This is a genomic window from Mesorhizobium sp. M1078 (genome assembly GCF_040318615.1).
Lineage (GTDB): Bacteria > Pseudomonadota > Alphaproteobacteria > Rhizobiales > Rhizobiaceae > Mesorhizobium.
The window spans coordinates 283,618-302,213 of the sequence record NZ_JAMYMP010000001.1; the positions used below are offsets into that span (position 1 = coordinate 283,618).

The window sequence follows — 18,596 nt, forward strand, 5'->3', positions numbered from 1 at the left end:
GGGTGGATAGATCGCTGTTCCGGAACGCGCCTGACACGCCTGGAAAATGAAATGTTAACGATGTTTCCGTAAAGCAGGCTGTGCGTATTGAATATTAAAGGGTTAGCATGATGTCCGCCGCTTCCGGTCCTCCTCCAGCCGCGGCCGCCGCCGGCATTAGCCCCTATGAACGGATCGAAAATGCGCGGCGCGCCAGCAGGCCAAAGCCGCAACAAACCGCGCCGATCATGGCACATGCGGCGGCACCCGCTGTAACGTCGGCCCCTGTAACGTCGGCCCCTGTGTCGCCTGCACCCGTGGCGCCGCCTGTAGCCGAGCCCGTCACGACGGTGACGCTCAACAAGATCGGAACCTTTCTCGAACTCGATTTCGGGCGTCTGTTTGTCTGGCTGCGCGCCGGCCTCGCTCTGGTATGCCTGCTGGCAATAGCCGGCGGGATCATCGGCGGTGCCTACGCTCTGCTGAGCAAGCAGCGCTACACCGTGACCACGGACATCCTCATCAATCCCGCCAATCTTCAGGTTGTTCCGAATGATCTTTACCCGCAATCGGCCCAAGTCGATGGACAGCTGCTCAGCGCGCGCAGCAAAGAGCGCATCTTGACCTCGGGCAGCGTGCTTTCACGTGTTGTAGACGATCTTGACCTGGCCAGTGACCCGGAGTTCTTCGACGCGGACCGAAGCCGCACAGGGACGGACGGCGCCAAACCCGACCCAAAGCTTACCGCCCTGAAGAACCTGGCGGAACGGGTTAGCAGCATCGCGGATGAAAAGTCGTTTGTCACGACCTTGATGGTATCGGCGGAAACCCCCGCTAAGGCGATCCTGATTTCGCAGGATATCGTCAAGACTTTCCAGGAAGAGCTGGCCAGCGCCGAGGCTTCCGGCGCCAGCCGTGCCGCGGCCGCGCTGGACGGGCGGCTGGGCCAGCTCAAGAGCGATGTGCAGGCGGCCGAAGAGAAGGTCGAGGCCTATAGGCGCAGCCACAATCTGGCCACCAGCAATGGGCAGCTTGTTTCCTCGCAAACCATGACCCAGCTCAACGGCCAGATCGTGGAGACGCAATCGCGCGTCATCGCCGCGCAGGCAAGTTACGACGCCCTGCTTGCCGCCGGCGCAAACGGCACCAATTCCGGTCCCGCCACGTCGGAGGCGCTTGTGGCGCTGCGCGCAACGGCCAACGGCCTGCGCCAGCAGATCGATTCGCAGTCGATGACCTTTGGCCCCCGTCATCCGTCGATCGTCAGGCTGAAGACGGAGTACAACACGGTCAGCGCGCAACTCAGCGCCGAATACGCGCGCACCCTGCGCCTGGCGAAGGTCAATCTCGATGCCGCCAAAACCTCGTCGGCCTCCCTCAATGCCAAGATGAATGACTTGAAGGGCAACGTGTTCTCGGATAGCGATTCCGAGGTCGCCTTGCGTGAGCTTGAACGTGACGCCGCGTCGAAGACGGCTATCTATGAGAGCTTCCTGTCGCGGGCACGCCAGATAACCGAGCGCGAACAGATCGACAGCACCAATGTGCAGGTGATTTCCACCGCAGTGCCGCCAAAGGGCCGTTCATGGCCCCCGCGCACGGTCGTGATGATCGGCCTGGGGGCCATTGGCGGCATGATCCTTGGCATGTTGCTCGCCATTACCCTGGGTATCGTGCGCGACATGCGTCTTCCGCCGAACCGCCCGGACGTCATTGCCAGCCGCGCCTGAAATGGCGAAGCGGATTGTCTTTCACATTGCCAGCCTCAGGGGCGGCGGCGCCGAGCGTGTATTCGTCCTGATGGCGAACGAACTGGCATCGCGCGGCCACAACGTCACGCTTTTTACCTGGAACGCGCAGGGGCCCAATGCCGCCCTGCTTTCGCCTGCCGTACATCTGGTCGATTTCGGCCTCCCCATTCGCGGCGAGGGTTATGGCAAGTGGGCGACATTGAAAGGCATCGTGCGAAGCGCGGGCCTGCTTGGCCGCGTTTCTCCCGACGCGATCTACAGCGCCCCGGAATTCGCCAATCTGGTCGTGGCGCTGGCGCTTTCCCTCGCGCGAAGCAGGGCGCGGTTCTTCCCGAGTTTCCACGCCGCCGCCTCACTGCCTTCCGGCAACCTTGGCGCGAAAATGGCGGTCTGGCTTTCGGCCCTGGTTGCGGCCCGCGCCGACAGGGCCATCGCGGTTTCTGAGGGCGTCGGCGGCGATCTTGTGGCCCGAGGCTTCCCGAAATCCAAGGTCGTGGTCATCAACAACCCGCTGCCGCCGGTTGCGGCATCCCAGCAACGCTCCTACGCCTGGCAGGCAGAGCTCGCGGCGCTGGGCGACGGCCCCGTCATCATCACCGCCGGACGCCTGGTGCCGGTTAAGGATCATTGGACGTTGCTGCGGGCCTTCGCTGTGCTGCGCGCCGGCCGCCGGGCTCGGCTTGTCATCTTCGGCGAGGGTCCGCTGGCCGACGAGCTGCGCGCCTATGCCGAAGAATCCGGTATCGGCGCAGACGTTCTGTTTGCGGGCTATGTCAATGATCTGGCGGCCTGCTACGCCGTAGCTGACTTGTTCGTCCTATCATCGACCAGCGAGGGCTTCGGCAATGTTCTGGTCGAGGCCATGGCAGCGGGGATTCCGGTGGTCTCCACGGACGCGCCGCACGGCCCGCGCGAAATACTTGATGACGGCCGCTTCGGCGCCCTGGTGCCGGTCGGCGATGCCGCGGCCCTGGCAGTGGCGATGGCCGGAATGCTCGACCAGCCGACAACCGCCGCGATCCTGAAAAGCAGGGCGGCGGATTTCGAAATTGAAAAGATCGGAGACCGGTACGAGGCGTTGCTCTGAATTAGCGCATGGATCGGCTTGCGGCGGCACAGGAATTCGCCATCGATGAGACAGGACGCCGCCAACATAGGCCGGTTACTCCCAATCCAATCATGATATTTAATATCAGTTTACCCAGAGTTGGTAACAACAGGGAACCCGCGTTTCATCCCCTCAGCATAGGGAATTTCCTTGCCGCAGCATCACAGCCTTCCTGCCGGCCGTGCAAACGATCGCAATTGGCCGAGATTGCACCGCCTCATGCGGGTTGAGCTGGAACTCGCGCCTGACGTTCTGGTGCCGCGAGCCGAAACGGAACTGCTTGGCCGGACGGCCGCGGCCATTCTTGGCGAACAGGCGCACGAAACGATCCTGATCGACATGTGCTGCGGCAGCGGCAATCTTGCCGTGGGCATCGTCAGCGAATGTCCTCGGGCTCGGGCATGGGCGGCGGACCTGACCGACAGCACGGTTTCGCTTGCCCGCCGCAATGTTGTGCGCCTCGCCCTGCAGGACAGGATCAAGGTCCGGCAAGGCGACCTATTTGCCGCGATCGAGGGTGACGGCCTCCGCGGCGCTGCCGACATGGTTGTGTGCAACCCGCCCTATATTTCCTCATCCCGTCTCGATAGCGAAAGCGCGCATCTGTTGGAGAACGAACCTCGGGAAGCTTTCGACGGCGGCCCTTACGGTATTTCGATCCTCCAAAGGCTGGTCCGGGATGCCGCAGCTTTCCTCAAGCCAGGCGGATGGCTGCTATTTGAGTTCGGCGAAGGTCAAGATCGGCAGATAGCAACCCTTTTATCGAGAACGAAATCCTACGAAACCCCAACCTTTGCCGTGACGGCCGACGGCCAGCCCCGTGTCGCCATGGCGCGCAAACATGGTGGCCGGGTTCCCGGAACCGGGAGCCCGGCGTGAGCGTCGTCCGCGCCCTCGATCAGGCCGACCTTGCGGCCGTCGCGGGCATGTTTCAACGCATGCTGCGCAAGAAGCGGGGGCCAGCGCCGGCCTCCCTCGTCGATTACATGAGGCGGTTTTATCTGGACGCACCCGACTGGGGCAGCGGGCTCCGTTCGCTTGTCCATGTCAATGACGCCGGCCAGGTTTCCGGCTTCGTCGGCGTTCATGCGCTGCCAATGAAATTCAACGGCCGGCAGCTCTACGCTGCCATCTGCAGTTCGCTGATGGTCGAGGATCACGAGACCGATCCGATGGCCGGTGCCCGCCTGTTGAAGGCCTTCCTCGATGGTCCGCAGGACATCTCCTTCAGCGAAACCGCCAATGATACGTCCGTGAAACTGTGGACGCGGCTTCGCGGCGTTGTGCTGCCGCAATACAGCCTTGACTGGGTTCGCGTGATGCGGCCGGCGACCTTCATGCTCAGCCTTTTTGCCAGTCACATGAAGCTTGCCTGGATGTTCAACCCGCTCGCCCGGATGGTCGACCGGCTCTACCTTCGCAAAATGGAGGGCGGTCAACGACGCTGGACCGGCGTCGTCGCCAACGCATCGAGCCGGGGGGCATTTCGGACCTCCGAGATCGACAGCGGCAGCTTTGCGGGGCTGCTGGAGCCGCTTTGCGCCCAGTTTCCGCTACGTCCGCAGTGGGCGGAAGGTCAGCTCAACCATATTCTGGGCGATGCGGCGCAAAAGCCGGATTTCGGAGAGCTTGTCTGCGTGTCGGTGGCATCGCCGAACGGCGCCAATGTCGGCGCTTTCGCCTATTACGCGCGACCGGACGGGATCGGCCGCGTGCTGCAGGTCCTCGCTCTTCCCGGCCAGGCCGGGCCGGTGATCGATTGCCTGGTCGAGCATGCCGCCCGGCGCGGTGTCTCCGGCTTGCGCGGCCGCGTCCAGCCCGCGCTTCTGGAGGCCATGCTTGTAAGACGCATAGCCTTCATACCGGTCGCCTCGACCGTCGTGCATTCACGCGATCCCGAGCTTCTGGATGCCATGAAGAACGCGCAGGTCTTTCTGAACGGGCTTGCGGGCGAGCAGTGGAGCCAGTTGATCGGCGGCCGCTTCACCTGAAGCGTTCCGCCTACAGCAATTCCAGGAAAGGGTGCGCGGCTTTCCGTCCGGAATTGCGTAAAGACAAGAGCTTAGTATTTCTTTCATGCATGTCGTATCGCAAGACCGGATCACTTTTGCTCGATATGCATAGGTCAGGAGCCGACTTCGTCCACGCCGTCAACGAGCTGCGGGCGCAGGTGCAGATAGCGCGTTGCCTTTCGCTTGGCGGCGATGTCGGCCCAGACGCGTTCGATCTGTGAGGCGGTCAATCCCGCCGCTTGCCCTACCACCTCGGCGGACACGCCGTTGTTGAGGCCGTAGAGACACAGATCCATCCGATCGTAAGGCAGGGAGAAGTAGAATTCTTCCTGCGTCTGCGCCAGCGAGTAGGTGTCGGTGGTCGGCGGCCGGTTGCGGACCTCTTCCGGAATGCCGAGATAGGCGGCTAGCGCATAGACCTGCGTCTTGTAGAGATGCGCGATCGGCTTGACGTCGGCGGCGCCGTCGCCGTTCTTGACGAAGAACCCCTGATCGTATTCCAGCCGGTTCGGTGTGCCGAGCACGGCGAAGTTCAGCCGGTCGGCATGATAATATTCGATCTGCTTGCGGGTGCGCTGCTTCATGTTGGTGGCGGCAACGATGCCGAGATAGACCGCCACCGGCATCCGCAGTTTCGTCTGCTTGCCTTGCGGGTCCTGCACCACCAGCGAGGAGATGTTGTAGCCCTCGCCTTCGAGCACGTTCGCGATCACGATCTTTGAGGCCCAGCCCTTGCCATAGTCCGGGACCATTTCGCGGATGAAGGCGTCGCGGCGTTCATAGCAGCCCATTGCCCGCAGGGTCGGCCCGATATCCTCCACAACGGCCTCGACGCCGAAAGTGTCGGCGACCAGATGGCCGAGTCGCAGGCTTTCGGGGTCGGAATCGCTTTCCGGCATGAGGACGCACAGTACATTCTGGTGGCCGACGGCACGCGCGGCCAATGCAGCCGAAACGCTGGAATCTATACCGCCCGAAAGACCGAGCACGAGGCCGCGCTTGCGAATGCCGCGCAACTGCTCGCGCAGGGCCGCCACGATCCTGTCCGTTTCGGCGGCGGGATCGATGACCAGGGCTTGCGTGAAGGCCGGCGCATCCTGGGTTGAGCCGATGTTCATTGCTCGGCCTCCATCATCTCAGCCGCGAGCCGGCGGCTGACCTTGCCCGACTCCGTCTTCGGTAATTCGCTGCGGAACTCTATGATTTTGGGGACCATGAAATCCTCCAGGTGCCGCGCGCAGTGACGAATGATGTCCTTTCCGCCAAGCGCCGGATCGGACCGCACGACGAGCGCGCCAATCGCATGCCCCAGCACCGGATCCGGCACGCCGACGACCACCGCTTCCGCGATACCTGGATGGGCGTGGAGCACTGCCTCCACTTCCTTGGGGGCGACCTTCTCGCCACGCGTCTTGATGATATCGTCCTTACGCCCGACAAAATAGAGAAAGCCGTCCTCGTCGGTCTGGAACAGGTCGCCCGTATAGAGCACCTTTTCCCAAGGGTTAGGCCCCGGCCGGAGCGCTCGTTCCGTCGCGGCCTGGTTGCGCCAATAGCCCTGCATGACGTGCGGACCGCGGATAACGAGCTCACCTGCCACGCCCGCCGGCACGCGTTGTCCAAGGTCGTCGACGACAAAGGCTTCCGTGTTGGGGATGGCTATGCCGACCGACCCTGGCCGGCGGTCAAGTTCCTCGGGTGGCAAATAGGTGCAGCGCTTGCATTCGGTCAGCCCATACATCGAATAGATCCGGACGCCGGGCAGCAGCGAGCGCAGGCGTTCTATGTGGGCTGGCGGCAAGGCGGCCGCGGTGTTGGAAATATAGCGGAGGCTGGGCAGGAAACCCGGCGCCAGATCACGCATCTGCAGGATCATCGCCGCCATGGTAGGCACCAGCGGAAGGCCGGTGACGCCCTCTTTGCGGATGCGTTCGAAGATCTCGTGCGGGAAGGCGAAGGACTTCTCGAGCACCAGCGTGGCCCCGAGCCTGACTGCCATCAGCAACTGATAGAGGCCATAGTCGAAGGCAAGCGGGAGGACGTTCAGGATGATGTCGTCCGGCGCGTTGCGCAGATAGGTGGCGATCGACCCCGCGGCAGCGTCGCAATTGCGATGCGTCATCATCACACCCTTGGGCCGGCCGGTCGAACCTGACGTGTAGATCAGCATCGCAAGGTCGACGTCGATGCCGCGATGGTTCACCTCCGCGCCATCGAACGTCAGGCAGTCAGTCAGGGACGCGGCCCCTGCCGGGCATTGCCCATCGGCCCCAGGGGTGGAAGCCACGAAGATGCCGGTCTTGCCTTGCGATGCGCAGGCTTCGGTGACCACGGGCACCAGCTTCGCCTGCGTCAGGACCGCCCTGGCGTCGCAATCGGCGATGACGTAACCGAGCTTGTCGGCCTTTGTGGAGGGGTTGATCGGACTGAAGGTCGCACCTGCCTTGAGTGCGGCAAAGATCGATACGGCGGCCTCCCAGCAATTGTCCATGAAGATCAGAACGCGGTCGTCGCGCCTGATCCCATTCATGAAGAGAGCGGTGGCCAGCCGGCTCGAAAGGTCGTCGAGTTCTTCGTAGCTCAGCCTTTTGCCCCTAGTGACCAATGCCGTCTTGGCCGGGTGGGCAGCAGCCTTCGCCACCAGAAAATGCTCGATCCGCACGGGACGTTCCTCGCCGTTGGCGCTTACGCTGCCAGCGTTTGTGCTCTCGCCTCGATGAAGGACGAGATGCGGTGAAGCGAGTCCAGGTTGGCCGGAACGATGTCGGCATCCACCATCGCGATGCCGAAATTGTCCTCGATGAAGGCCACCAGCTCAAGCACCGCAGTCGAGTCGATAATGTCGTTCTCGATCAGCGAGGCTGAATCCGACAGTTTGTAGGAGGTGTCGCCGAACAGGAAGTTGTCGACGATAAAGCTTCTGACCCTGTCCTTGATTGCCGTCATCGTGTCTTTCCTTTTCCTCGCCGTCTCAGGCCGCTCTTGCCGCGCCGACCGCTTGGCCGGCGAAATTCTTCTGCCACAGCTGCGTCGACAGAATGCCGACGAAGGCGGCGTTGTCGCGAAATCCGGTCGCGGTCTCCATGCGGCATTTCTCGTGGAGCTTGGCCACCGCCTTGGCGTTGAACAGGCCGCCGGCGGTAATGCTCGCCTCGCCCAGGCAGTCACGAACATAGTCTAGTTCCTCCGCCCCGACGAAGGAGCGGGCCTCCGGGGCGCGGTAAGGTTGCTTGGTGCGTTTACCGATCGCCGCCGGAAGGTGGTGCCTGGCCACCTTGCGCAATATGTGCTTCTCCATCAAGCCTTTCAGTTTCATCTCCGGCGGAAGTCTTGCCGCGAACTCTACCACGCGATGATCCAGGAAAGGAAACCGCCCTTCGATGCCGTGCGCCATGGCCATCCGATCGCCTTGGCTGGAGAGGATGTAGCCGGGCAGGAGGAAGCGGGTTTCGAGATATTGCGCCTGATGCAGCGGATGCCATAGGGAAAACGCCTCGGGTAGGCGGCTGGTCAGCTCTTCAGCTGCGTCATAACCCTTCAACGTCGCGCGCAGGTCGCCGGAAAAGAAGATTTTCGCCGCCGCCGTGGTCTTGAAGCGTGGCCGATGCGAGAACAGCGGATCGTCGAGGGCAGCGTTGCTGGTGCCGAAGAATGCAGCCAGATACTCCACCGATTGCTGTTGCAGGCCCGGCAGATACGGGTAAAGCCGGCGGAACAGCTGCGGCCTAATGCGCGATGCGGGCTGCCGCCCGCAGAACCGGCGGACACGCGCCTCCTTGAAGACGTCGTAGCCGGCGAAGACCTCGTCGGCGCCTTCACCCGTCAGCACCACCTTCAGGCCGGCCTGGCGAACCAGGGCGGATAATTTGTAGAGTGGCGCTGGCGCCGTGCGGATGATCGGCCGCTCGGCAAAGCGGACGACCTCAGGAAAGAGCCCGGCGATATCGCGGGCGCCGCATTCTATGGCGTGGTGGCGCGTGCCGAGCGCCGAGGCCATTTCGATCTGAAAGGCGCTTTCGTCATGCTCGGCGCTGTCGAAGGTTACGGAAAATGTCTCCAGTCTCCGAGGAGTCATGCCGGCGGCAAGCGCCGAAACAAGCGAGGAATCGAGCCCTCCGGAAAGATAGGAGCCGACCGGCACGTCGGCCCGCATGCGAAGCCTCACCGCATCGGTCAGAAGGGCTTGCAATTCCTCTGCCGCGTGGTCCTCGTTCGTGATCTTCGACGGCTCATCACGATGCGGATAGTCCAGGTGCCAGTACCGTTTGACCGTGACCTGCCCCTGCGTCGCGATCATCACACTTGCCGGTTCCAACTCGTGGATATTGCGGAACGCCGTGCGCGGAGCGATCGGCGCCCATAGCGTAAAGATCTGATCCAGCGCAATCGGATCAATTTCAGCGGAGACGCCCGGGACCTTTAGCAGGGCTTTGATCTCCGAGGCAAAGTAAAGCACCCCGTCCTTACTTGTGTAGAACAGCGGCCGGACACCCATCCGGTCTCGTGCAAGCACCATTCGTCGCTGCCGATTGTCCCATATCGCCAAGGCGAAATCACCGTTCAGGAGAGACAAGCAGTCTTCGCCCATCTCCTCATAGAGCTGAAGGATGACCTCTGTGTCGCTCGAGGTCCGAAAGTGCCGGCCCTTGGCGATCAGCCCTTCGCGCAGTTCTATGTAGTTGAAAATCTCGCCGTTGAACGCAATCGTCAAATTGCCGGCCTCGTCGGACATCGGTTGCTGGCCATCGCCGATGCCGATCACCGACAGCCGCGCATGCCCGAGCCCGGCATCGGGTGCTACGAATTTCCCTTGCTCATCCGGCCCACGATGGGCAATTGCGGCTACCATGTGCGTGAGCAAAGCTTCCGCATCCCGGATTGACCCGAAATAACCCCCGAATCCACACATCCCTTGAACTCATATTGAACGCTAAGGTACGGAACATAACCTCGATAGTGGCATCTGAGGTTAATCCGATATTTTCACCGAGCATGTGGTTAACAAGAAGTTTGCCACGATGTGGTCTTCGTGGCTAGGACGCGATGGCTCTCCATCACCTCGCGGTTGCGGCCGTAATAGCCGGAACGATAGCCCAGGCGCTCCGACGTGGCGAACCGCCTGGATACAAACGGGCCGCGCGCAACGTGCTGGCGACCTTGAGGCAAATTCAACCGCAGGCTGCTGGGCTGACTATTATCGGGGTAGGTTTTTTCAACGCTTGCAACGGCTTAGTGTTTTCCGACACGCGCCGGGCGCGAACGGACCAGAGCATTTCCAAAAAAGTGTGACACGGTTTTCTCTGCAGAAGCGCGCGGCGCTTCTGCAGCAATTTGCCTCGAAATCAAGAGATGACGGGGGTTTCAACCTGTCTGTGGAACGGTTGATCGCTCTAGGCCTTTTGTCCGGGTTGGCATGGCCGGACACGGGCGGCTAAGGCTGGAAATGTGATTGCACGTCTTCGCTGCCGGGGGGCTGGCCGGAGGACGAGGAGGATGGCGCTGAATTTCGAATATATTGCCGGCCATCCGGCGCTGCACCGTCATGTCGAGGCGCAGTCGAAGGCGCTGCTGCATATCTATGAAACGAGCCCACGCCTGGCTGCCGTGTTCGCCACGCAACAGCGCTGGCTGCTGGCTCACACCGGCCTAGCCCTGCATTTCGCCCGCGACCCGCGCGATCCCCGCACGGAACTGACACTGGCCCGCTTCATCGATGCCGTGCTTCACTATTCCGTCGCCAGCCGCAACACGGCCGAAGCCTTCATCAAGGAGATGCTGTACTATCACATCATCGAATACCTGCCGCACACCGGTGATGGACGAGCCCATCCCTTTCAGGTGACGGCAGCGACGCTGAAGGAATTCGATGGCTGGGTGGTTGCGCATCTGCGCACGCTCGACGGTCTCGACGGCGGCGACCGCCTCGCCGCGTTTCTCAAGCAGCACGGCATGATTGCCAGGCTGCAGCCGCTGGTGGCGGAAGGCCTGCTCTCCTCCAACCCTGTGCGTGAGCCCAAGCAGACGTTTTCGCTGTTCATCTGGCTCAACAATGGCGGCATCGTCATGGATTGGCTGATGTCCGGCATCGATCCCGACAATGCCGCCCTCGACCGGATCCCGACCAGCGTGGTTTCGATCGGCGAATTCGCCAGTTGGCTAAAACTCTCGCGCACCCATCTTGCGCGCAAATTGCGCGACGCCGAAAAGCTCGGCAGCGTCGGCTGGCTGGGCCGGCGCGGGCATTCGGTGATGTGGGTGTCCAACAGCTTCTACCAGGAATACATGACCGTGCAGGCCGCCAAGCTTGCCGTCATCGATGCCGCGTTCGAGGCCTGCCGACCGGCGTCGCCGCACGCTGGCTGAACGTTCGGCGCAGACGCTGTTGCGCAGCCGATCGTGCCGACCGCGAGGACCCGTCCGGGCGCATGGCCGAGGTGGCCTTTCCGCCGTCGGGATACGGACATCTGGACAGCGGGGGCGAAGCCTGAAAGCGGAACGATCCGCGCGAGCGGCAGCGATCCGCCCGACGGGTTCGGGTGGATCAACTGGTCAAAAGCCGGGCGCAGCATCTCAATCGATGTCGAATGACACGCCCTGCGCCAGCGGCAGCGCCTTGGAATAGTTCACCGTGTTGGTGGCGCGGCGCATATAGGCCTTCCAGGCATCGGAGCCGCTCTCGCGCCCGCCGCCGGTTTCCTTCTCGCCGCCGAAGGCGCCGCCGATCTCGGCGCCCGACGTGCCGATGTTGACGTTGGCGATGCCGCAATCCGAACCATCGACGCCGAGGAAGCGCTCGGATTCCTGCAGGTCGCGGGTGAAGATCGACGACGACAGTCCGGCGCCGACCGCATTGTGCTCGTCGAGCACGGCATCGAAATCGGAATATTTCATCACGTAGAGGATCGGCGCGAAGGTTTCTTCGGTGACAGGAGCCACCTGCTTCGGCATTTCGACCAGCGCCGGATGCACGTAATAGGCATCGGGATGGCCATTCTCGACCCGCGAACCGCCGGTCAGCTTGCCGCCGTGAGCGGTGGCTTCCTTGAGCGCCTTCTGCATGGCGTCGAAGGCCGCCTTGTCGATCAGCGGCCCGACGAGCGAAGACGTCTCCAGCGGATTGCCGACCGAGACGCTCTCATAGGCCTTCTTCAGCCGCGGCAGCAGCGCGTCATAGACGCTGTCATGCACGAACAGGCGCCGCAGCGTCGTGCAGCGCTGGCCGGCGGTGCCCATGGCGCCAAAGGCGATGGCGCGCAGCGCCATGTCGAGATCGGCGGTCGGGCAGACGATGCCGGCATTGTTGCCGCCGAGTTCGAGCACGGCGCGGGCAAAGCGCTTGGCCAGACGCGGGCCGACATCCCGGCCCATGCGGGTCGAGCCGGTGGCCGAAACCAGCGCCACCTTCGGGTGGTCGACCAGGATCTCGCCGACGGAGCGGTCGCCAATCAGCACCGGTGCCAGGCCCTGCGGCGCATCCGCGCCGAAGCGCTTGACCGCGCCGGCAAAAATCGCCTCGCAGGCGAGCGCCGTCAGCGGCGTCTTTTCCGAAGGCTTCCACACCACGGCGTCGCCGCAGACCAGCGCCAGCGCCGCGTTCCACGACCACACCGCGACCGGGAAATTGAAGGCCGAAATGACGCCGACGACGCCGAGCGGATGCCAGGTCTCCATCATGCGATGTCCCGGACGCTCGGTGGCGATGGTTAGACCGTAGAGCTGGCGGGAAAGGCCGACGGCGAAATCGCAGATGTCGATCATTTCCTGGACTTCGCCGAGGCCTTCCGACGGGATCTTGCCGACCTCGATCGACACCAGCCGGCCAAGCTCGGTTTTGTGCGCGCGCAACTCCTCGCCGAGCAGCCGCACCAGTTCGCCGCGCCGGGGACCCGGCACCATCCGCCAGGCCTGGAACGCCGTGTGCGCGGCATCGATGGTCTTGGCCGCATCGGCCGGCGAAATCGTCTTCAGCGCCGCGATCTGTTCACCCGTCACCGGGCTGCGCACGACGAGGTCGCCGCCGGTCAGCGCGTCCTTGGCCACACCCAGTTTCGCCAGAAGTTCGGCCGTTTCCTTCGCTATCGTCATTTTTATCCCTTTCAGATCCGCTCGCCATCATAGGGCGGCGGTCGAGCCTTGGCGCCATTATCGCCCGCATGCCGCGGGCGCTGTCATGGCGTGCCATTACTCGTTTCAGGGGAAAATCGCCACCCCGGCATGGTCCAAGCCGGGATTGCACGATTGAGCCAGAGGAGGAACAGGCTTAGTGCGCTGTCTTCGCCGGCGCCTTCACGGCTCCGTCCCGCATCAGCCGGTCGATATGCATGCGGATATGGGCGGCTTCCGCTGCCGTGTTGGCCAACGCAATGGCGCGATCGAAGGCGACACGCGCCTCTTCGCCACGGCCGAGCTGCATCAACAGACCGCCCTTGAGGCCGAAGAAGTGGAAATAGCCGGACAGCCTCTCGCCAAGCGGCTCGATCATGGCAAGGGCAGCTTCCGGCCCGCGCACCTTGGCGACCGCAACGGCACGGTTCAGCGTCACCACCGGCGAAGGTTGCATCGCCTCCAGCAGGCTGTAGAGCAGGTCGATCTCTGTCCAGTCGGTCTCCTCGGGGGTTGCCGCCCGCGCATGAAGGGCGGCGATCGCCGCCTGCACCTGGTAGGGTCCGGGCTTCTGGTGGCGCAGGGCCTTGTCGACCAGCGCCAGGCCTTCGTCGATCATCTTGCGGCTCCACAGCGAGCGGTCCTGGTCGTCGAGCAGCACGATCTCGCCATTCTCGTCGAAGCGGGCCGGCGCGCGCGCATGCTGCAGCAAAAGCAATGCCGTCAGGCCCATGATCTCCGGTTCGGTCTGGAACAGCCGCAGCAACAGGCGCGCCAGCCGGATCGCCTCCTCGCAAAGCGGCGCACGCGCCGGCGCCTCGCCGCTGTTGGTGGAATAACCTTCGTTGAAGATCAGATAGACCATGGCGGCAACGGCGGCGAGCCGCTCCGAGCGCTCGACCGCGCCGGGCGTCTCGAACGGCACGCCGGCATCGGCAATGCGCGCCTTGGCGCGCGTGATGCGCTGTTCCATGGCGCTTTCGCCGACCAGGAACGCACGCGCGATCTGCTTGACGGTGAGACCGGAGACGATGCGCAGCGCCACCGCGATCTGCTGCGTAGGGGGCAGATCCGGATGGCAGCAGATGAACAAGAGCCGCAATATATCGTCGCGGTAGTGCGCGCCGTCCAGCCGTTCGGCGATATCGCTCTCGGCATCTTCCAGGTCCGAGATCTGGTCCTCTTCCGGCATCGGCGCCTGCTTGGCGCGCTTGCGCACCGCGTCGATGCCGGTGTTGCGGCCGACAAAGATCAGCCACGCCGCAGGATCGCGCGGCGGCCCGTTCTGCGGCCAGTTCTTGAGTGCCCTCAGGCACGCGTCCTGGAAAGCTTCCTCCGCCGTATCGAGATTGCGGAAATAGCGCAGCAGCGCACCCATAGCCTGCGGGCGGGCAGCGCTGATCGCCGAGCTTATCCAGGCGAGGTCTGTCATGTGGCTACTCTGGTTGGGTTGAAGACGGAAACCGGTCGGATCTCATAGGATCCGCCGCTGGGATTGACCTCGGAAAGCTCGCGCGCGAAGTCGACGGCCTCGTCGAGATCGGCGCATTCCAGCGTGTAGAAGCCGAGGAACTGTTCCTTGGTCTCGGCAAACGGGCCGTCGATGACGACCGATTCGCCCTTGACCTTGCGCAGCGTCGTCGCGGCGGTGGTGGGCAAAAGCCGCGCCACCGGCCCAAGCCGGCCGGCTTGAGCGTATTTTTCCTGCACATGCATGAGCTTTGCCATGACCTCGTCATCCTGTGCCTTGCTCCAGGAGGAGACGACATCTTCGGAGGCATAGCAGAGGATAGCGTAGAGCATGGGACGTCCTTTTCTGTCTCAAAGGACGAAACAGTAGGGCCTATGCCGACATGGCGTCGACAAAAAAGTTACGCCATTTTTGTCAGCCTTCGCTTGCCTTCAACCATCTCAGCACAAGAGCCTCTTCATCGTCGAGACCGTCTATCGATCGCTTGCGTTTGTTGGCCTCGGTCATTTCGCTAAGCAGCCGCCCTTCCACCCAGGCTTCGAAAACCTGTGGATGGATGTAGCATTTGCGGCAGACGGCGCGTGTGTTGCCGAGCCGCTCGGCCACCTTGTCGATGACGGCGTTCATTACACGCTTGGTCTGCGCCTGGCTTTCGGGAAGCTCCGTCCGCGCAAACAGCGACGCGGCATGGATGGTGCCGCCCCAGGTGCGGAAATGCTTGGAGCTGAAATTGGCGCCGATCGCGTCGCGGATATAGCGGTTGACATCGTCGGAGCGCACTCCATGCCTCTCGCCATCCTCGTCGAGATATTGGAACAGTTGCTGCCCCGGAATATCCTGCGCGCCGCGCACGACCCGGGCGATGCGGCGGTCGACCAGCTTCAATTTCCATTCCTTGCCGGACTTGCCCTTGAAGGCAAAGCGCAGGCTCGATCCCTTGATGTCGACGTGGCGGTCGCGTAGCGTCGTCAGCCCAAAGCTCTTGTTGTCGCGGGCATAGGCGGCATTGCCGACCCGGATCATCGTGTTGTCGAGCAGCCAGACAATTGCCGCCACGACGCGCTCGGCCGGCAGGCCACGGCGGCGCAGATCGGCATCGATCCGGCGGCGCAGCTCCGGCAGGCTTTCGGCAAAGGCGACAAGGCTGGAGTATTTGGCGCCGTCGCGCTCGGCGGCCCACAGCGGATGGTAGCGGTACTGTTTGCGCCCGCGCTGGTCGCGGCCGGTCGCCTGGATGTGGCCGGCGGGATCGGGCGAGATCCACACATCCGTCCATGCCGGCGGAATGGCCAGCGCCTTGATGCGGGCAATGGCTGCCGCGCCGACGGCCTGTCCTTTCGCGCCCTTGTAGGAAAAGCCTTCGCCCGCCTTCAGGCGCCGGATCCCCGGCTCGCTGTCGCTGATATAGGTGAGCGAGGCCTGTTCGGCAGCGGTCTGCGCGCCGTTCTTCGGCGCTCCATCGTCCCCCCGTCCGGCAGCCGACCGGCCGGATGGCGTCCCAGATTTGTCAAGCATGCCCGCTCCACGAAATTTTTCTCGTAGATAAGCGCTAAGCCGACTGCTGGTTCCACCCCGTTGCTATGGAATGTGGTCGGGTCCACCAATGGTGGCACCAGCCGGCACGGCCATCCAGAGGCCGCCATCGTCGACGTGAGGCGGATGGTAGTCGCGCCCGGGCGGAATCTGTTCGAACACGGCCCCTGCCTCATCGGCAAGGTAGTCATAGCCCACATCCTGCAGGAGCCCCTTTGGATCAAGGTGGTGGTAGAGATTGCGGCGGGCGATCCGCCGCTTCGGCTCCATCATCTTTAAATGATAGAGGTTGAGCCCGCTGTTGCGGGCCTTGAAACCAAGATCGGGAGGATACCAGAGCCCGTGCAGGTCCTCTGGTCGGTACTTCGCCGGATCGTAGGCTCTGAACAGACGATACTGGAACTTTTCGGCCCACAGCCCGTCGACCCGGTACTCGGTCGGCGAATACAATTCGCGGAGCCGGAACCCCCAGGCCATGCGCCTGTAATCCCCCGTCAGCTGTCCGATCCGCTCCGCGGTACCGCGTTCCAGCCGCTCATCGGGATCAATAGCCAGGATCCAGTCGGCGGCAGCTTCATGCGCTGCGTCGAGCAAGATCCGCCGCCGCTGCGGCTCGCTGCTGAACACGCCGGTCGCCCCGCGATCGTCATAGGCAATCCAGCCGTCAACGACCGGATCGATATTGGTGATCAGATCGGCAACCAGATGCGCGTCATAACGATAGCTGAAAACTGCGACCGTTCTCTGGCGCGTCCAGAACAGTCGGCTCCGTCGCCAGCGTCGAGGCTTGATTTGGCTCGTTATCATTTTCTTGTTGCCGCTTTCACGCGATTTCGCACGCCAATATAGACACCCACGGATTTGACCAGCAGGGCAAGCCAGACAATTGGCATCGACATCATCGCGAAAGTTCGATCCCGATCGGAAAGCCCGATCTTCGCCAGCTTGCGGGCATTCCGCCGATCGCGAAACGTGTCGCGAAAACACCGAAACGGAGTGTTCAGGGCGGACGCTGCGAGGTAATCGCCGCGGCGACAGCCGCGCCTGTACTGATCGGCAAGCAATCTGGACAGCCGGGTTTCGTTGCGATGAACGGTTTGCACCTTAGGCTCCCAGACCGGCTGCAGTTCCTGCGGCAGCCGCCCCAGAAATTCGGTGTCTTCGGCAGCAGGCATGGTTTCATCGAACAAGCCATATTCATCGAACAGCCGCCGATCGAACGACACGCCGTAACGCAGCGCACGATCCGACGGCAGACCGGGAAGCCGTCGCATGAACATGATCAGATGAGCCGCACAGGCGATCAGATTGCGCGGATGGCTATTCACCATCGCGCTCGCCACGGCGCGGTCGCCAGCCAGATGCCGCTGCATCCGTGCCTCGGCCCAGCCCGAACAGGCGAGGCAATCATCGGCAAGAAAGGCAACGAAAGGCGCTTTGGTGGCCGCAATGCCGAGATTGCGGGCTGCGCCGACAAACAGCCTTCGACCGACCTCGATCACTGGCACCTTGACCCCGGCGCCGGTCAGCAGCGCCAGGACCTCGCCTCCGCCCGAGTTGACCACCATGATCTCAAGCGGCGCATTCTGATCAAGCAGGGATGTCACCGCCTCGACGATTTGAGCCGGCGCGCGATAGCCGATGACAATGACGGCAAGCTGCGGCGGGGCTGATTCAGGCACGTTGCAACTGGACGCGCGGAGAGGAAAACCAGCGCCGCAGCGCCAGCTTCAGCTGGTAGCGCCTGCAACGCCAGGTGTTCGACCGCACCTTCGGCGCCGCCGCCGCGATCCTCAGGAACCGCGCCGCCGTCTCCAGATCGCCGCGCGCATAGTGAACCCTGGCGATCTTGAGGGCGACCAGCCCCTCCCTGGTTTTTAGCGACGATAGTGGGATGCCACAGTCAGTCAGCTCGCGCAGCGCCAGCCGCCAGTCGAGAAAGCGGCGCACCGGCCTGGTGATGAAGCGATCATCGGAACGCACTGCCGAAACGTGGTAGATCATGACGGGATGCACGATCAGGGCAAGCGACGCCCTGCCCATCAGCCTGGACCAGAACAGCGTGTCCTCGTCATAGGCAAGCCCGGTCGGGAAGCGCGTGTCGCCGACGACGCGCCGGGAAACCAGCGCACTGCCCACGGCGATCGAGCGAATGTGACCTTCCAGATAGGCCGAGGCATTGGCTATACCATCTTCTATGTAGCCGGCTGGAAGCTTGAGGTTCCGGTTCTCGCCATCGGTGCGCCGACGGTAGGCGCCGATCACCATGTCGGCGGCCGGCTGCGCCCCCGCCCGGACCAGCATCGACCGCAGCCCGCCCTCCAGATGCAAGTCGTCGGCGTCGATCAGGTAGATCCAGGAGCATTGCGCCTGCGCCAGCGCCACATTGCGGGAGCCGCCCGCGTCCCGGCAGTTGCTCATGAGCACGCGCAACGGCAACGAGAATTGCGTGGCGGCATTCAGCGCGGCTTCTGCCGTCCCTCCGAGGAGGAATCATCGACCAGCAGCACCTCGCCGATAACCTCGGCTTCGGAACGAAGCGAGGCCAGCGTGGCCGCTATGGTTGCCGCCGCATTGTGCGCCGGGATGATGACACTGATTGCCGTCAATACCGAACTCCGCATCAGCATGCCTGCCGA

15 protein-coding genes and 1 pseudogene are annotated in these 18,596 nt (G+C 63.1%); 5 read left to right on the top strand and 11 right to left on the bottom strand.

Annotated features, from left to right (window positions below):
- Positions 1-107: 107 nt before the first annotated feature.
- The 4 genes from NKH38_RS01495 (at position 108) to NKH38_RS01510 (ending at position 4,829) form a co-directional block, all read left to right on the top strand.
- Positions 108-1,709 carry a GumC family protein gene (locus NKH38_RS01495; protein ID WP_023756315.1) on the top strand — a complete coding sequence of 534 codons (1,602 nt, stop codon included), beginning with the start codon at positions 108-110 and terminating at the stop codon, positions 1,707-1,709.
- On the top strand, positions 1,621-2,817 hold the full coding sequence (locus NKH38_RS01500; protein ID WP_352758598.1) for a glycosyltransferase: 1,197 nt from the start codon (positions 1,621-1,623) through the stop codon (positions 2,815-2,817). Before NKH38_RS01495 ends, NKH38_RS01500 begins: the two co-directional genes overlap by 89 nt.
- Positions 2,818-2,988: 171 nt before the next feature.
- Entirely contained in the window at positions 2,989-3,717 is a 729-nt protein-coding gene (locus tag NKH38_RS01505) for a HemK/PrmC family methyltransferase (protein WP_031242749.1), read from the top strand.
- Complete coding sequence (locus NKH38_RS01510) at positions 3,714-4,829, top strand: hypothetical protein (RefSeq protein WP_352758600.1); 1,116 nt, start codon at positions 3,714-3,716, stop codon at positions 4,827-4,829. The genes NKH38_RS01505 and NKH38_RS01510 overlap by 4 nt, the downstream gene beginning before the upstream one ends.
- A gap of 134 nt (positions 4,830-4,963) precedes the next feature.
- Here the strand turns inward: NKH38_RS01510 and nadE are convergent, their stop codons facing one another.
- Genes nadE through asnB form a run of 4 tightly spaced genes read right to left on the bottom strand, consistent with a single transcriptional unit; the run spans position 4,964 to position 9,759 of the window.
- On the bottom strand, positions 4,964-5,968 hold the full coding sequence (gene nadE / locus NKH38_RS01515; RefSeq protein ID WP_023710993.1) for an NAD(+) synthase: 1,005 nt from the start codon (positions 5,966-5,968) through the stop codon (positions 4,964-4,966).
- Positions 5,965-7,512, bottom strand: coding sequence for a class I adenylate-forming enzyme family protein (locus tag NKH38_RS01520; RefSeq protein ID WP_023686310.1), 1,548 nt, complete (start codon positions 7,510-7,512; stop codon positions 5,965-5,967). Before NKH38_RS01520 ends, nadE begins: the two co-directional genes overlap by 4 nt.
- Positions 7,513-7,535: 23 nt before the next feature.
- Positions 7,536-7,796 carry an acyl carrier protein gene (locus NKH38_RS01525; RefSeq protein WP_352758605.1) on the bottom strand — a complete coding sequence of 87 codons (261 nt, stop codon included), beginning with the start codon at positions 7,794-7,796 and terminating at the stop codon, positions 7,536-7,538.
- 25 nt (positions 7,797-7,821) lie between these two features.
- Positions 7,822-9,759, bottom strand: coding sequence for an asparagine synthase (glutamine-hydrolyzing) (asnB, locus tag NKH38_RS01530; RefSeq protein ID WP_352758607.1), 1,938 nt, complete (start codon positions 9,757-9,759; stop codon positions 7,822-7,824).
- Between the two features lie 584 nt (positions 9,760-10,343).
- On the opposite strand from asnB, the gene NKH38_RS01535 reads away from it, so the two are divergent.
- A complete protein-coding gene (locus NKH38_RS01535) occupies positions 10,344-11,213 on the top strand; it encodes a hypothetical protein (protein ID WP_352758610.1) in 870 nt (289 codons plus the stop codon).
- Positions 11,214-11,420: 207 nt separating this feature from the next.
- Here the strand turns inward: NKH38_RS01535 and amaB are convergent, their stop codons facing one another.
- The 7 genes and pseudogenes from amaB to NKH38_RS01570 all read right to left on the bottom strand — a co-directional run bounded on the left by amaB (position 11,421) and on the right by NKH38_RS01570 (position 18,587).
- Complete coding sequence (gene amaB, locus NKH38_RS01540) at positions 11,421-12,935, bottom strand: L-piperidine-6-carboxylate dehydrogenase (protein WP_023671784.1); 1,515 nt, start codon at positions 12,933-12,935, stop codon at positions 11,421-11,423.
- Positions 12,936-13,110: 175 nt separating this feature from the next.
- Positions 13,111-14,385, bottom strand: coding sequence for an RNA polymerase sigma factor (locus NKH38_RS01545; protein WP_023707663.1), 1,275 nt, complete (start codon positions 14,383-14,385; stop codon positions 13,111-13,113).
- Entirely contained in the window at positions 14,382-14,756 is a 375-nt protein-coding gene (locus NKH38_RS01550) for a YciI family protein (RefSeq protein ID WP_023671781.1), read from the bottom strand. Before NKH38_RS01550 ends, NKH38_RS01545 begins: the two co-directional genes overlap by 4 nt.
- Before the next feature lie 82 nt (positions 14,757-14,838).
- Positions 14,839-15,939 (bottom strand): DNA topoisomerase IB, encoded by a 1,101-nt coding sequence (locus tag NKH38_RS01555; protein ID WP_023683452.1) that lies wholly within the window; start codon positions 15,937-15,939, stop codon positions 14,839-14,841.
- Between the two features lie 63 nt (positions 15,940-16,002).
- Positions 16,003-16,764, bottom strand: coding sequence for a hypothetical protein (locus NKH38_RS01560; RefSeq protein WP_023686315.1), 762 nt, complete (start codon positions 16,762-16,764; stop codon positions 16,003-16,005).
- Positions 16,761-17,639 carry a glycosyltransferase family 2 protein gene (locus tag NKH38_RS01565; protein WP_023741010.1) on the bottom strand — a complete coding sequence of 293 codons (879 nt, stop codon included), beginning with the start codon at positions 17,637-17,639 and terminating at the stop codon, positions 16,761-16,763. The genes NKH38_RS01560 and NKH38_RS01565 overlap by 4 nt, the downstream gene beginning before the upstream one ends.
- Positions 17,632-18,587: pseudogene (locus NKH38_RS01570) on the bottom strand (glycosyltransferase family 2 protein). The gene NKH38_RS01565 and the pseudogene NKH38_RS01570 overlap by 8 nt, the downstream one beginning before the upstream one ends.
- Positions 18,588-18,596: the final 9 nt, after the last annotated feature.

What these genes read in the sequence shown, in the direction of transcription:
- nadE (WP_023710993.1), bottom strand. Translation starts at nt 5,968, where the DNA reads ATGAACATCGGCTCAACCCAGGATGCGCCGGCCTTCACGCAAGCCCTG.
- NKH38_RS01555 (WP_023683452.1), bottom strand. Translation starts at nt 15,939, where the DNA reads ATGCTTGACAAATCTGGGACGCCATCCGGCCGGTCGGCTGCCGGACGG.
- NKH38_RS01525 (WP_352758605.1), bottom strand. Translation starts at nt 7,796, where the DNA reads ATGACGGCAATCAAGGACAGGGTCAGAAGCTTTATCGTCGACAACTTC.
- asnB (WP_352758607.1), bottom strand. Translation starts at nt 9,759, where the DNA reads ATGTGTGGATTCGGGGGTTATTTCGGGTCAATCCGGGATGCGGAAGCT.
- NKH38_RS01535 (WP_352758610.1), top strand. Translation starts at nt 10,344, where the DNA reads ATGGCGCTGAATTTCGAATATATTGCCGGCCATCCGGCGCTGCACCGT.
- NKH38_RS01560 (WP_023686315.1), bottom strand. Translation starts at nt 16,764, where the DNA reads ATGATAACGAGCCAAATCAAGCCTCGACGCTGGCGACGGAGCCGACTG.
- amaB (WP_023671784.1), bottom strand. Translation starts at nt 12,935, where the DNA reads ATGACGATAGCGAAGGAAACGGCCGAACTTCTGGCGAAACTGGGTGTG.
- NKH38_RS01550 (WP_023671781.1), bottom strand. Translation starts at nt 14,756, where the DNA reads ATGCTCTACGCTATCCTCTGCTATGCCTCCGAAGATGTCGTCTCCTCC.
- NKH38_RS01545 (WP_023707663.1), bottom strand. Translation starts at nt 14,385, where the DNA reads ATGACAGACCTCGCCTGGATAAGCTCGGCGATCAGCGCTGCCCGCCCG.
- NKH38_RS01495 (WP_023756315.1), top strand. Translation starts at nt 108, where the DNA reads ATGATGTCCGCCGCTTCCGGTCCTCCTCCAGCCGCGGCCGCCGCCGGC.